Origin of the sequence: Streptomyces sp. CB02366, assembly GCF_001905905.1 — a bacterium.
Classification (GTDB): domain Bacteria; phylum Actinomycetota; class Actinomycetes; order Streptomycetales; family Streptomycetaceae; genus Streptomyces.
Window position 1 is genome coordinate 1017637 of sequence record NZ_LIVT01000003.1, and the last position, 13044, is coordinate 1030680.

At 70.4% G+C, this 13044-nt stretch carries 13 protein-coding genes; 6 read left to right on the top strand and 7 right to left on the bottom strand.

What is annotated here, in order from left to right:
• Nucleotides 1-27: 27 nt before the first annotated feature.
• Together AMK24_RS13175 and AMK24_RS13180 are read right to left on the bottom strand one after the other, a co-directional pair.
• Nucleotides 28-513, bottom strand: a complete 486-nt coding sequence (locus tag AMK24_RS13175; protein WP_073768315.1) for a pyridoxamine 5'-phosphate oxidase family protein — start codon at nt 511-513, stop codon at nt 28-30.
• A gap of 177 nt (nt 514-690) precedes the next feature.
• Nucleotides 691-1350 (bottom strand): response regulator, encoded by a 660-nt coding sequence (locus tag AMK24_RS13180; protein WP_073768317.1) that lies wholly within the window; start codon nt 1348-1350, stop codon nt 691-693.
• A 349-nt stretch (nt 1351-1699) separates the two neighbouring features.
• On the opposite strand from AMK24_RS13180, the gene pdhA reads away from it, so the two are divergent.
• The 3 genes from pdhA to AMK24_RS13195 are packed head-to-tail and all read left to right on the top strand — an operon-like array spanning nt 1700 to nt 5353.
• Nucleotides 1700-2860, top strand: coding sequence for a pyruvate dehydrogenase (acetyl-transferring) E1 component subunit alpha (pdhA, locus tag AMK24_RS13185; RefSeq protein WP_073768319.1), 1161 nt, complete (start codon nt 1700-1702; stop codon nt 2858-2860).
• Nucleotides 2861-2862: 2 nt separating this feature from the next.
• Nucleotides 2863-3843 (top strand): alpha-ketoacid dehydrogenase subunit beta, encoded by a 981-nt coding sequence (locus tag AMK24_RS13190; RefSeq protein ID WP_073768321.1) that lies wholly within the window; start codon nt 2863-2865, stop codon nt 3841-3843.
• Nucleotides 3844-3853: 10 nt separating this feature from the next.
• Nucleotides 3854-5353: a dihydrolipoamide acetyltransferase family protein gene (locus AMK24_RS13195; protein ID WP_073768323.1), complete on the top strand. Its 1500-nt coding sequence runs from the start codon at nt 3854-3856 to the stop codon at nt 5351-5353.
• Nucleotides 5354-5439: 86 nt separating this feature from the next.
• On the opposite strand, the gene AMK24_RS13200 is transcribed toward AMK24_RS13195, so the two are convergent.
• From AMK24_RS13200 to AMK24_RS13210, 3 genes are all read right to left on the bottom strand, one after another.
• Entirely contained in the window at nt 5440-6339 is a 900-nt protein-coding gene (locus AMK24_RS13200) for a D-alanyl-D-alanine carboxypeptidase family protein (RefSeq protein WP_073768325.1), read from the bottom strand.
• A gap of 146 nt (nt 6340-6485) precedes the next feature.
• Nucleotides 6486-6959 (bottom strand): hypothetical protein, encoded by a 474-nt coding sequence (locus AMK24_RS13205; RefSeq protein WP_073768327.1) that lies wholly within the window; start codon nt 6957-6959, stop codon nt 6486-6488.
• Between the two features lie 4 nt (nt 6960-6963).
• Entirely contained in the window at nt 6964-8274 is a 1311-nt protein-coding gene (locus AMK24_RS13210) for an AAA family ATPase (RefSeq protein ID WP_073768329.1), read from the bottom strand.
• Nucleotides 8275-8384: 110 nt separating this feature from the next.
• On the opposite strand from AMK24_RS13210, the gene AMK24_RS13215 reads away from it, so the two are divergent.
• Nucleotides 8385-9068: a GntR family transcriptional regulator gene (locus AMK24_RS13215; RefSeq protein ID WP_073768902.1), complete on the top strand. Its 684-nt coding sequence runs from the start codon at nt 8385-8387 to the stop codon at nt 9066-9068.
• Nucleotides 9065-10375, top strand: a complete 1311-nt coding sequence (locus AMK24_RS13220; protein ID WP_073768331.1) for an MFS transporter — start codon at nt 9065-9067, stop codon at nt 10373-10375. Before AMK24_RS13215 ends, AMK24_RS13220 begins: the two co-directional genes overlap by 4 nt.
• Nucleotides 10376-10500: 125 nt before the next feature.
• Here AMK24_RS13220 and AMK24_RS13225 read toward each other — a convergent pair whose 3' ends face one another.
• Nucleotides 10501-11325: a maleylpyruvate isomerase family mycothiol-dependent enzyme gene (locus AMK24_RS13225; protein WP_073768333.1), complete on the bottom strand. Its 825-nt coding sequence runs from the start codon at nt 11323-11325 to the stop codon at nt 10501-10503.
• A 220-nt stretch (nt 11326-11545) separates the two neighbouring features.
• Here AMK24_RS13225 and AMK24_RS13230 point away from each other — a divergent pair, with 220 nt between their 5' ends.
• Nucleotides 11546-12340 carry a carbon-nitrogen family hydrolase gene (locus AMK24_RS13230; protein ID WP_073768335.1) on the top strand — a complete coding sequence of 265 codons (795 nt, stop codon included), beginning with the start codon at nt 11546-11548 and terminating at the stop codon, nt 12338-12340.
• A gap of 176 nt (nt 12341-12516) precedes the next feature.
• Here the strand turns inward: AMK24_RS13230 and AMK24_RS13235 are convergent, their stop codons facing one another.
• Complete coding sequence (locus AMK24_RS13235) at nt 12517-13008, bottom strand: LURP-one-related/scramblase family protein (protein ID WP_073768337.1); 492 nt, start codon at nt 13006-13008, stop codon at nt 12517-12519.
• Nucleotides 13009-13044: the final 36 nt, after the last annotated feature.

Below are 13044 nucleotides of genomic sequence, written 5' to 3' on the forward strand. Positions count from 1 at the left end.
TGTCGGGGCCGCAGAAGCAGCGGGACCTCAGAAGGTGAGCCGGTATTCCGTGGCGAAGTGCGGATCGACCCGGAGGTAGGCCGGCGCGTAGGGCTCCCCGTTGACGGTGGCGGGCGCCTCCCCGAACAGTTCCTCCTGCTCGGGGCAGGGGGACACGAGCTCGGCGGGACCGGTGAACTGCACCGACCAGAGGTCGCTTCCGTCGCCGAGGACGCTGCCGTTGTAGTTGTCCGCCCCGTACGCGACGACGCTCCCGTCGCACGCCTCGTGGTGGCCGAAGCCGCTGTGCACCCGCAGCAGGATGCGGCCGTCGCTCACGATGTGCCGGGCCACCGCCAGGAACGGCAGCGCCCGCATGCTGGTGGCGAGGCGCCCGTACGGGACCTGGCGCAGCAGTTCGATCGGCTCGGTCTTCCCGGCCCGCCCGCCCTGCCCGGCTCGGCCGGTCCGTTCGATCGTGCCGGTCGCGGTCCGCCGGATCGCTTCGGGCGCGGGGAGTTCGTCGAAGGACATGGCCTCCACTGTCCCCCCGCCGTAGGAACCGCGTAAGAGTCGCCTGCCCCGGGGGCGCGGGACCAAAGTCCCGCGCGGCCCGGGGCGCGGCGACCCCGGGCCGCGCCGCCCCTGAGGCCTGTCGTCACCCTGCCGCCTGCCGGGCGACGACGGCAGGGTGACGACAGGCCCCGGGGCTCAGCGGCGTTCGGCCTGGAGCCGGGCGACGTACGCGGCGGCCTGCGAGCGGCGTTCCATCCCCAGCTTCGACAGCAGGCTGGAGACGTAGTTCTTGATGGTCTTCTCGGCCAGGTGCAGCCGCTCGCCGATGACCCGGTTGGTCAGCCCCTCGCCGATCAGGTCCAGGATCTTGCGTTCCTGTTCGGTCAGGCCGGCCAGTTTGTCCTCTCCCCTGCCGCTGCCGCCGCTGCGCAGCCGCTCCAGCACCCGGGCCGTGGCCACCGGGTCCAGCAGCGATTTGCCGGCCGCCACGTCCCGTACCGCGTTCAGCAGTTCGTCGCCCCGGATCGCCTTCAGCACATATCCCGACGCGCCCGCCATGATCGCGTCGAAAAGCGCCTCGTCATCGGCGTACGAGGTGAGCATCAGGCAGGCGATGTTCTCGTCCTGGGAACGGACCTCCCGGCACACCTCCACACCGCTGCCGTCCGGCAGCCGTACGTCGAGCACCGCCACGTCGGGACGCGTCGCCGGGATGCGCACCAGGGCCTCCGCCGCCGTACCGGCCTCCCCGACGACCTCGATGTCCGGTTCGGAGGCGAGCAACTCGTGGACGCCGCGCCGGACGACCTCGTGATCGTCCAGCAGAAATACCGTGATTTTTCCTTCTTCGCGCACGATCGCAGTCTCACACACTCACCTCTCCTCCGCTCTTCCCTGGGACTGATCCGCGGGATAACGTGCCGTTGTTCCGGCGGCCTGCAAGGCTGTTTCCAGTGCCCTGACCAGCAGAGCTTCGCGATTTTTTCGATTTACTTGGAAATCCAAGCAAAATCGCAGGTCAGATAGGGTTTCGCAGTTGTGCGAAGCACTGGGTAACGTGCCTATGACAGGGCGCTCGCCGGGGCACCTGTCACGCCTGATCCCGGCCGGCCGGCACCCACCCCGTGCGCGTCGTCCGGATTCAGGCGAGCCGCACTGGTTTCCCGGCAGACCCCGGGGGCCGGACCGACGGAGGAGCACGCACGTGACCGTGGAGAGCACTGCCGCCGCGCGTAAACCGCGACGCGCCAGTAAGCGGACCAGCGCCGCGAAGAAGCCGCAGAGCGCCGAGCCCCAGCTCGTACAGCTGCTCACGCCCGAGGGCGAGCGCGTCGAGCACCCGGACTACAGCATCGACCTGAGCGCCGAAGAACTGCGCGGCCTGTACCGGGACATGGTGCTCACCCGCCGCTTCGACGCCGAGGCGACCGCCCTCCAGCGGCAGGGCGAGCTGGGCCTGTGGGCGTCGCTGCTCGGCCAGGAGGCCGCACAGATCGGCAGCGGCCGGGCCCTGCGCGACGACGACTACGTCTTCCCGACCTACCGCGAGCACGGGGTCGCCTGGTGCCGGGGCGTCGACCCGACCAACCTGCTCGGGATGTTCCGCGGTGTGAACCACGGCGGGTGGGACCCGAACAGCAACAACTTCCACCTGTACACGATCGTCATCGGCTCGCAGACGCTGCACGCCACCGGCTACGCCATGGGCGTCGCCAAGGACGGCGCGGACTCCGCCGTGATCGCCTACTTCGGTGACGGGGCCTCCAGCCAGGGCGACGTCGCCGAGTCGTTCACCTTCTCCGCGGTCTACAACGCCCCGGTCGTCTTCTTCTGCCAGAACAACCAGTGGGCGATCTCCGAGCCCACCGAGCGCCAGACCCGGGTGCCGCTCTACCAGCGCGCCCAGGGCTACGGCTTCCCCGGCGTCCGCGTCGACGGCAACGACGTGCTGGCCTGCCTGGCCGTCACCCGCTCCGCGCTGGAGCGCGCCCGCCGGGGCGAGGGCCCGACCCTCGTCGAGGCGTTCACCTACCGCATGGGCGCGCACACCACCTCCGACGACCCGACGAAGTACCGGGCCGACGAGGAGCGGGCCGCCTGGGAGGCCAAGGACCCGATCCTGCGGCTGCGGGCGTACCTGGAGAAGGAGGGGCTCGCGGACGACGCCTTCTTCACCGCGCTGGACGAGGAGAGCGAGACCCTCGGCAAGCGGGTGCGCGAGGCGGTGCGCGCGATGCCCGACCCGGACCCGATGGCCCTGTTCGAGCACGGCTACGCCGACGGCAACTCCCTCGTGGACGAGGAGCGCGCCCAGTTCGCCGCCTACCAGGCATCGTTCGTCGACTCCGCCGAGGAGGGCAAGTAGCCATGGCCGTGGAAAAGATGTCCATCGCGAAAGCGCTCAACGAGTCGCTCCGCCTCGCCCTCGACGACGACCCCAAGGTCCTCATCATGGGTGAGGACGTCGGCAAGCTCGGCGGCGTCTTCCGTATCACCGACGGCCTCCAGAAGGACTTCGGCGAGGACCGGGTGATCGACACCCCGCTCGCGGAGTCGGGCATCGTCGGCACGGCGATCGGTCTGGCCCTGCGCGGCTACCGCCCGATCGTCGAGATCCAGTTCGACGGCTTCGTCTTCCCCGCCTACGACCAGATCGTCACGCAGCTCGCCAAGATGCACGCCCGCGCGCTCGGCAAGATCAAGCTGCCGGTCGTCGTGCGCATCCCGTACGGCGGGGGCATCGGCGCGGTCGAGCACCACAGCGAGTCCCCCGAGGCGCTCTTCGCGCACGTGGCGGGCCTCAAGGTGGTCTCGCCGTCCAACGCGAGCGACGCCTACTGGATGATGCAGCAGGCCGTCCGGAGCGACGACCCGGTCATCTTCTTCGAGCCCAAGCGGCGCTACTGGGACAAGGGCGAGGTCGACACCGGCGCCGTCCCCGGCCCGCTGCACCGGGCCGTGACCGTCCGGGAGGGCGGCGACCTCACGCTCGTCGCGTACGGCCCGATGGTGAAGGTCTGCCTGGAGGCGGCGGCGGCGGCCCAGGAGGAGGGCAAGTCGATCGAGGTCCTGGACCTGCGCTCGATGTCCCCGATCGACTTCGACGCCATCCAGGCGTCGGCCGAGAAGACCGGCCGCGTCGTGGTCGTCCACGAGGCGCCCGTGTTCTACGGCTCCGGCGCGGAGATCGCCGCCCGGATCACCGAGCGCTGCTTCTACCACCTCGAAGCCCCCGTGCTGCGGGTCGGCGGCTACCACGTCCCCTACCCGCCGGCCCGGCTGGAGGACGAGTACCTGCCCGGTCTGGACCGGGTGCTCGACGCCGTCGACCGCTCGCTGGCGTTCTGAGGAGAGGTTCGTGACGACGATGACCGAAACGTCTGCTCGCTTCCGTGAGTTCAAGATGCCCGACGTGGGCGAAGGACTGACCGAGGCCGAGATCCTCAAGTGGTACGTCCAGCCCGGCGACACCGTCACCGACGGCCAGGTCGTGTGCGAGGTCGAGACCGCGAAGGCGGCCGTCGAGCTGCCGATCCCGTTCGACGGGGTGGTGCACGAGCTGCGCTTCGGCGAGGGCACGACCGTGGACGTGGGCCAGGTGATCATCGCGATCGACGTGGCCCCGGGCAGCGGCGACGTCCCGGCCCCGGCCGCCGACCCGGTCCAGGAGCCGGTGGAGGCGCCGGAGGCCGAGGCCGAGCCGAAGGGCCGCACGCCGGTCCTGGTGGGCTACGGCGTCGCCGAGTCCTCCACCAAGCGCCGCCCGCGCAAGGGGGCCGCCGCCGCTCCGGAGGCCGCCGCCGTCGCCGCGGCGGTGCAGGCCGAGCTGAACGGGCACGGGGCGCCCGCCCCCGCTGCCGCCCCTGCCCCCGCCGCGCCGGAGCGGACCGGCGCCGCGGCCGGCGGCCGTCCGCTCGCCAAGCCGCCGGTGCGCAAGCTGGCCAAGGACCTGGGCGTCGACCTGGCGGCGGTGGCGCCGACCGGCAAGGACGGCGTCATCACCCGCGAGGACGTCCACGCGGCGGCGGCCCAGGCCGCTTCCGGGGCTCCGTCCCCGACGTCCCCGACATCACCGCCGGCTCCGTCCACGGCTCCGCCCGCCCCGGCGGCCGCCGGGGAACCGGCAGCCGCGGCGCCCGCCGCCGTACCGGACTCCGCCCGCGAGACCCGCGTCCCGGTCAAGGGCGTCCGCAAGGCGATCGCGCAGGCGATGGTCGACAGCGCGTTCACCGCGCCGCACGTCACCGAGTTCGTGACGGTCGACGTGACGCGCACGATGAAGCTCGTGGCCGAGCTGAAGGAGGACAAGGACATGGCGGGGGTGCGGGTCAATCCGCTCCTCGTCATCGCCAAGGCCCTCCTGGTCGCCATCAAGCGGAACCCCGAGGTCAACGCCGCCTGGGACGAGGCCAACCAGGAGATCGTGCGGAAGCACTACGTGAACCTGGGCATCGCGGCGGCCACCCCGCGCGGTCTGATCGTGCCGAACATCAAGGACGCGCACGACAAGACGCTGCCGCAGCTCGCGGAGGCGCTGGGAGAGCTGGTCGCCACGGCCCGGGAGGGGAAGACGTCCCCGGCCGCGATGGCGGGCGGCACGGTGACCATCACCAACGTCGGCGTCTTCGGCGTGGACACCGGTACGCCGATCCTCAACCCGGGCGAGTCCGCGATCCTGGCGGTCGGCGCGATCAAACTCCAGCCGTGGGTCCACAAGGGCAAGGTGAAGCCGCGTCAGGTCACCACCCTGGCCCTGTCGTTCGACCACCGCCTGGTCGACGGCGAACTGGGCTCCAAGGTGCTGGCCGACGTGGCGGCGATCCTGGAGCAGCCGAAGCGCCTGATCACCTGGGCCTGACGCGCCAGGTTCGCGCTGGTACGCGAGAGGGGCCCGGTCCGCACGAACCGTGCGGGCCGGGCCCCTCTCCGTACAACGCCCGCGGGCTACTTCTTGAAGCCGTAGTCCATCAGCTTCTTCGCGTCGGCGGTGCGGTTCGCCTCGGAGGACGAGGTGAGCACGGTGCCGATCACGGTCTTGCCCTTGCGGGTGGCGGCGAAGACCAGGCAGTACTTGGCGGTCGGGCCGGAGCCCGTCTTGACGCCGATGGCGCCGCTGTAGCTGCTGAGCATCTTGTTGGTGTTGCTCCACGACATGTAGCGGTAGCCACCGCTCTTCGTGGTCACCTTCTGCTTCGTCGACTTGGTCTTGACGATCGAGCGGAACGTGGAGTTCTTCATCGCCTTGGCGGCGATCTTCGTCAGGTCACGGGGGGTGGAGTAGTTGTTGCCGCCCCCTATGCCGTCGAACGAGTCGAAGCGGGTGTTCTTCAGCTTGAGGCTCTTGGCCGTGGAGTTCATCTTGCCGATGAACGACTTCACGCGGGCCGAACGGGTCGTGCCCGAACCGAACTTGTCGGCCAGCGCGTACGCGGCGTCGCAGCCGGAGGGGAGCATCAGGCCGTAGAGGAGCTGGCCGACGGTGACCTTGTCGCCGACGATGAGCCGGGCGGACGAGGCGTTCTTGGAGACGATGTAGTCGCTGTACGCCTTCTGGATCGTGACCTTGGACTTCAGGTTCACGTTCTTCTGCGACAGGACCACCAACGCCGTCATGATCTTGGTGGTGGAGCCGGTGGCGCGGCGGGTGTCCGCGGACTTGGTGAAGAGGGTCTTCCCGGTGCCGTTGTTCATCACGAAGCCGCCCTTGGCGACGATCTTCGGAGTGGGCGGCGTGGCGGCGTGTGCCGTGGAGGCGAAGGCGCTGCCCGCGAGTACCGCACCGGCGGTGAGCGTCACGGTGGCCGTGACGGTGACGCGATTGATGCGCTTGATGCCGATTTTCAACTGAACGCTCCAAATGCCCCTGATATGCGGCCACATAAGGGTGCCGCTCGCAGGGGAGACTCCTGGGGCCGTGAAATGGATGTGGTGCCGGAGGAGTGAATTTGCACAGGCTTGACCCTGGGGCGCGGGCGACGCCTGTTTTTCGGTCAGGCGTACGAGGAGAGGAGTTCGTCGAGCGTCCAGATCGTGGCCCGGACCCCGGAGGTGCGGGCGAGGTACCGGTCGCGCTCGATGAGGATGTTGAGGTCGCCGCAACCGAGCTTGTTGCAGGCGTGCTCGATCAGACTGCTGCCGGTGTTGCCGCCGTTGACGAGGGCCTGGAGGTGGGCCGCGTCCCACTCGACCTCATTGAGCGCCCAAGGGGCCTTGCCCTCGATGACCGTCGTCAGGACTGCTGAGAGCCGTTCCGCGCAGGAGCGGCGGGCCCGGCCGTCCGAAACCTGGGCGATGTGGTTGCCCGTTTCGATGATCGCGGTGACCGGCAGCAGCAGATCCGTGTCCCGGCGGTCACGCTTCTTCTTCAGGTCGTCGATCACCTGCTCGCGGTCCTGGCATTTGCCGGGGACCTCCAAGAGGTTGCACAGAATCGACGTGTCGACGAACTCCACCCCCCGAGCCACGGTCTCACCCGATCCCGAGGAGTCGGTCGAACTCGGAATAGTCCTGTTCACCGCGGTCTTCCGGCACCAGCCGGCCCTGGGTCACCACGTCACCCAGCGGGCCCGCTCCCATCGCCGTGGCGTAGCCGTCGAGCTCGGTGAGTCGCGTCAGAAGGCTGGTGCCCGTCGCGCGGTCCCTTGAGCAGACGATGACGCCGTGGTGATCGTCGCCGCTGAGGGCGGAGAGCAGGGCGGGGCTGTGGGTGGTGATGAGGACCCGAGCCGCGTTCTCGGTCGCCGCTCCGCGGACGAGCCGCAGGACTTCCGCTGCTTGGGAAGGGTGCAGTCCGTTCTCCAGTTCCTCGATCACCAGGGTCAGCGATCGGCGGAAGTCGCTGTCCGGCGCAGGTCCCAGATCCAGTCCGCCGCCACCGGTCAGCAGCGAAGTCGTGATAGCGAGAAACCTGAGCATTCCGTCGCTCATCTCGCGGGCGGGGGTGAGCCCCAGCGGTCCCTCGTCGAGTGCGATCATGACGTCACCGAGCTCCGACCTGGTGACGACCAGCCGCTCGATATCGTGATCGGCCAAGCCTCGGAGGAGTCCGACAAGGCTCTCGAAAGTCTCCTCGTCGTGCCTTTTGATGTTGCCGATCGCGGCGGAGAGGTTCTCCGCCGTTCTGCGCAGGCGAAAGTCGCGGGCTGGTACGTACTGCCGCATCAGGTGAGGTACGGGATCGAGGTGGAAGGCTCCGGTGAGTGCGTCCAGCAGGGTGTCGGCCGCCAGCATGGTGTCGATCTCGCCGTCGCTGTCACCGGGAACGCGCAGGGACAGCTGCGAAGTCAGCAGCCGGGTGCTCCGGAACGAGGCGCTCGGGTTCCGGCCCCGCTTCCCGTTGTGCCAGGAGGCGTCGATGTCCGCGCGGTGCGGGATCGGCTCTCCGCTTACCAGGAGAGGGCGCGTACCGCTCGCAGTCGGACCGGTGAGCCGTTCCTCGATGATCTGGACTTCCGGCTCGACCTGGACCGTCACATCCAACGTGATGGGCCCGTACTCCGTACTGACGGTGCAGCCCAGCGAGAATCGGTCCGAGCCGTGCGGAACGCACCCGCTCAACCCGCCCCGAACCGGTCCGGCGGCGCTGCGCCGGCTCTCCAGGGCCTCGGTGATGTCGTCGCCGCGGGCCAGTCGGGAGAGGACTTCCAGGCCGTCCAGCGCGTTCGACTTGCCGCTGCTGTTGCGGCCGATCAGGACGGTGAGAGGCGCCAGCGGGAGCACCGCGCCGTGGAAGCTCTTGAACGCGGTGAGACGTACCTCTTCGATGGCGTGACCTGTCACCCGCTCAACGTAACGCAAGGGGGTCGGTGCAGACAGCGGGCCGCCCGCCCCGCAGGTCCAGAATCCGGACGCCGCCGCTCATGCGTCCATGTTGTATCTATGCTGTGTGCATGCCTGTCGCACCCTCCGCCCCCGTGAAGCCGCCGACCGCCCCCCTCAAGCGTCCGCCCGCCGCCGAGCGGGTCTACACGCACATCAAGGAAGCCGTTCTGGACCGGCGCTACGAGGGCGGGACGCTGCTCACCGAAGGGGATCTGGCGGACGCGGTCGGGGTCTCCCGGACGCCCGTGCGCGAGGCGCTGCTGCGGCTGGAGGTGGAGGGGCTGATCAAGCTCTACCCGAAGAAGGGCGCACTGGTCCTCGCCGTCTCCGCGCAGGAGATCAAGGACGTGGTGGAGACCCGGCTGCTGGTCGAGGAGTTCGCGGCGCGCAAGGCGGTGCCCGCCTCCCCGCGGTTGATCGCCCGGCTGGAACAGCTCCTGGAGGAGCAGCGGCGGCTGGCGGAGGCCGGCGACCTGGCGGCGGTGGCGGTCAAGGACCGCTGCTTCCACGCGGAGATCGTGAAGAACGCCGGCAACGAGATCCTTTCGCGCCTCTACGACCAGCTGCGCGACCGTCAGCTGCGGATGGGCGTCGCCGTCATGGAGGCCCACCCCGGCAGGATCGAGGCCAACGTCACCGAGCACGGCGAACTGCTGGACGCGATCCGGGCCGGGGACGCCGAGGGGGCCGCCCTGGTCGTGCGCCGCCACGTCGGCCGGGTGCGGGAACTGGTGCGGGGGGAGGACCGGTGAGCCCGGACGCCGCGCCCACCCTGTCGCTGCCCGGAGACCCGCCCGGGGGGCGGCGTGCCGCCTGGGTCTGGGGCACCGGGGTCGCCGTCTACTTCGTCGCGATCATCTTCCGTACGAGCCTGGGCGTCGCCGGCCTCGACGCCGCCGACCGGTTCGACGTCAACGCCTCGGCGCTCTCCACCTTCTCCATCCTCCAACTCCTCGTCTACGCGGGCATGCAGATACCCGTGGGGCTGATGGTGGACCGGCTCGGCACCAAGCGGGTCCTCACCATCGGGGCCGTCCTGTTCACCGTGGGACAGCTCGGCTTCGCGCTCTCCCCCTCGTACGGGATGGCGCTGGCGGCCCGCGCGCTGCTCGGCTGCGGCGACGCGATGACGTTCATCAGCGTGCTGCGGCTCGGCAGCCGCTGGTTCCCGGCCCGGCGCGGCCCGCTGATCGGCCAGGTCGCCGCGTTGTTCGGGATGGCGGGCAACCTCGTCTCGACACTGTTCATCGCGCGGGCGCTGCACAGTTACGGCTGGACCACGACGTTCGTCGGCAGTTCGCTGGCGGGCGTGGTGGTGCTGGTCCTGCTCCTGCTGTTCCTCAAGGACCACCCCGAGGGCCACGAGCCGCCGCCCGCCGAGCACGCCGGGGCCGCGTACGTCCGCAAGCAGATAGCCGCCGCCTGGCGGGAGCCCGGGACACGGCTGGGGATGTGGGTGCACTTCACCACCCAGTTCCCGGCGATGGTGTTCCTGCTGCTGTGGGGGATGCCGTTCCTGGTCGAGGCGCAGGGGCTGAGCCGGGGGACGGCGGGCACGCTGCTCACCCTGGTGGTGCTCTCCAACATGGTGGTGGGCCTCGTCTACGGCCAGATCATCGCCCGCCACCACGAGGCGCGGACCCCGATCGTGCTGGGCACGGTCGCCACCACGGCCCTGCTCTGGGCCGCGGCGATCCTCTACCCGGCCGACCGCACGCCGATGTGGCTGCTGGTGGTCCTGTGCGTGGTGCTCGGCGCCTGCGGCCCGGCCTCGATGGTCGGCTTCGACTTCGCCCGCCCGGCCAATCCGCCCGAGCGTCAGGGCACCGCGTCGGGGATCGTCAACATGGGCGGGTTCATCGCCTCGATGACCACCCTGTTCGCGGTCGGGGTCCTGCTGGACGCCACGGGCGACGACTACCGCGTCGCGTTCGCCTCGGTCTTCGTCCTGGAGGCGCTCGGCGTCACCCAGATCCTGCGGCTGCGTCGCCGGGCGGCGCTCAGGGAGCGCGAGCACCACGTGGTCAGCCGCGTCGAGGCCGTGCACGTGCCCGTGTAGGGCTGCCGGGGAAGCCGCCCGGCGCCGCGCCCTCGCGGTCTCCCGCCGGGGAGCCGCCCGGGGCCGCTCGGCGGCGCGCCCGCCGCCTCGGGGGCGGGACGGGCGCCGCCGGGGTGCGGGGCGGGTCAGGGCGTGAGAGCGAAGTTGTCCAGGATCGCGGTGGCCAGCTCCTGGTCGCCCTCGACCTTGATCCGGTCGGCGACGGCCGTGTGCCGGACCCGGCCGCAGGCGAGGCGGACGTACGTCTCCCAGTCCAGCGAGAGCGTCACGGCGGGGCCGAGCGAGGGCGCGCCGTCGACCGAACCGCGGCCCTCGGCGTCGACCCGTACCGTCCGCAGGAACTCCATCGGGCCGTGCACATCGAGGACGACCGCCGAATTCGCGGGCGCGCCCGCCGCCTTGGCGACCACCTTCGGCAACCCGGCGAGCAGCATGTCCCGGGTGACGAGGGCGCCGGGAGAGTCCAGGTTGCCCGGCTGCCCGAGCGTGGCGCGCAGGTCCTGCTCGTGCACCCAGAGGTCGAAGGCCCGCAGGTTCAAAGCCGTTTCGAGGGTCTGCTCGGCGCCCAGGGGCGCACGGACCTTGGTCTCGGGGCTGCGCGACTCGTTGCGGATCTGGCGGGCGCGGCGGATGAGGACGTACTCCAGCTCGGCGAGGATCTCCGGGGAGGTGTGGTGCCGCCGGACGTCGACCTGCATCTCCATGTAGCGGGCGAAGTCGCTCCGCACGTGGTAGAGGTCGCGCGGCAGGGTGTGGATCGGCCGGGGGTCACCGAGCATCTCGCACTCCATGCCGATGACGTGCGACACGATGTCGCGCACCGACCACCCGGGGCAGGGAGTGCGGCGGTTCCACTCGCCTTCCGGGAGGGGCTTCACCAGCTCGGCTATCGCCTCGATGGAGTGGGTCGCGGCGTCGGTGTAGGGCTGGAGGCTGGGATGGACGGTCACGGGACCCCTCGTGCGGTTCTGCGGTGCATGGGCTGGAGAGCAGGGAGTGCGGGCGGGTGGGCGGGCACTGACGGCGCTGTCGGCGGGCTGCGTGGGAGGTTCGGTGGCTGAGTCGGGAGGTTCGGTGGCTAAGTTACGCTGCGAGCAGGCACCCCGGCAGTGCTTTCGTGTGACGATCGTAGGCCCGTGTTGACGGCTCGAATGCCAGGACGGTGGTAGTGTGCGCGCCTCCCTCATCCAGATCACGGTGGACCCGGACGAATCCGTCGCGGCCCGCAGGGCGCGCGCGGCCGGTCTGGTGGTCGCCCAGAGCGGTGCTGACCTGGTAGTTCTTCCCGAACTCTGGCCCGTCGGGGCGTTCGCCTACACCGCCTTCGAGGCGGAGGCCGAGCCGCTGGAGGGCCCCACGCACCAGGTGATGGCCAAGGCGGCGGCCGAGGCCGGGGTCTGGCTGCACGCCGGCTCCTTCGTCGAACGGGCGGACGACGGCACCCTGTTCAACACCAGCCTGGTCTTCTCACCCGAAGGTGAGCGCGCCGCCTCCTACCGCAAGATCCACCGCTTCGGCTTCGACCAGGGCGAGGCGGTGATGATGGGCGCGGGCGAGGAGTTGGTGACCGTCCCGCTGCCGGACACCACGCTGGGGCTGGCGACCTGTTACGACCTCCGCTTCCCCGAACAGTTCCGGGGGCTCGTCGACGCGGGAGCCGAGACGCTGGTCGTCGCGGCGGGCTGGCCCGAGCGCCGCCGCGCCCACTGGACGCTCCTGGCACAGGCGCGTGCCGTGGAGAACCAGGCGTACGTCCTCGCGGTCGGAACGGCGGGCACCCATGCCGGCGTCCAGCAGGCCGGGCACAGCATCGTCGTCGATCCGTGGGGCGAGGTGCTGGCCGAGGCGGGCGCGGACGAGGAGGTCCTGACGGTCCGGCTGGACCCGGAGAAGGTGCGGACGACCCGGGAGCAGTTCCCGGCGCTCAAGGGCCGCCGACTGGGGCTCGCTCCGCCGCTTCGGTGAGCACTCCTCCCCGGCGCGGAGCTCACCGCGGCAGTGCTCACCGCGGAAGGACGGCACGGCTGTGGGCGGGCGTTGTTTCACGTGAAACAGCGGACGTAGACGTGTGACGGTGGGCGAACGCGTGTGACAGCGGACGTAGACGTGTGACGGCGGACGGTCGTACGGGCGCGGGGGGCTCAGCCCCCGTTCTCCTTGTCGGCCAGCACGATGACGCACATCGCGACGGCGATGAGCAGCGCGGTGTCCGCGTCGTCCCGGACGATGTCGATGCCGTACGTGTCCCGGAGGGTCAACCAGCGGCGCGAGACCTGGGCCAGCAGTTCGCCGTCGTACTCGATGGCGAACTCGCGGTCCAGGATCTTGCCGCTGACGTCCAGCTCCGTACCGTCCACCAGCGTCACCCGGTAGTGGTTGCGGAGCAGCGACAGCCGCTTGCGCTTGACCGTGGCCAGCTCCTCGCCGCCCCGCTCGATGAGCATCGTGTCGCGCAGGCTGATCAGCTTCTGCCGCAGCTCGACCAGGATCCGGCCGTCCGGGTCCTTCAGCTCGAAGGTGTCGCGCAGCCGCATCGCCTTTCCGTCGACCAGGAAGGCCTTGCGGCCCGCGTCGTCCTCGATCCAGTAGTCGTCGCCGATGGCGAACATCCGCTCGCGCACGAGAAGTCTCATGGGGCACAGGTTCCCCCGGGCCCCGGCGGAATGCGC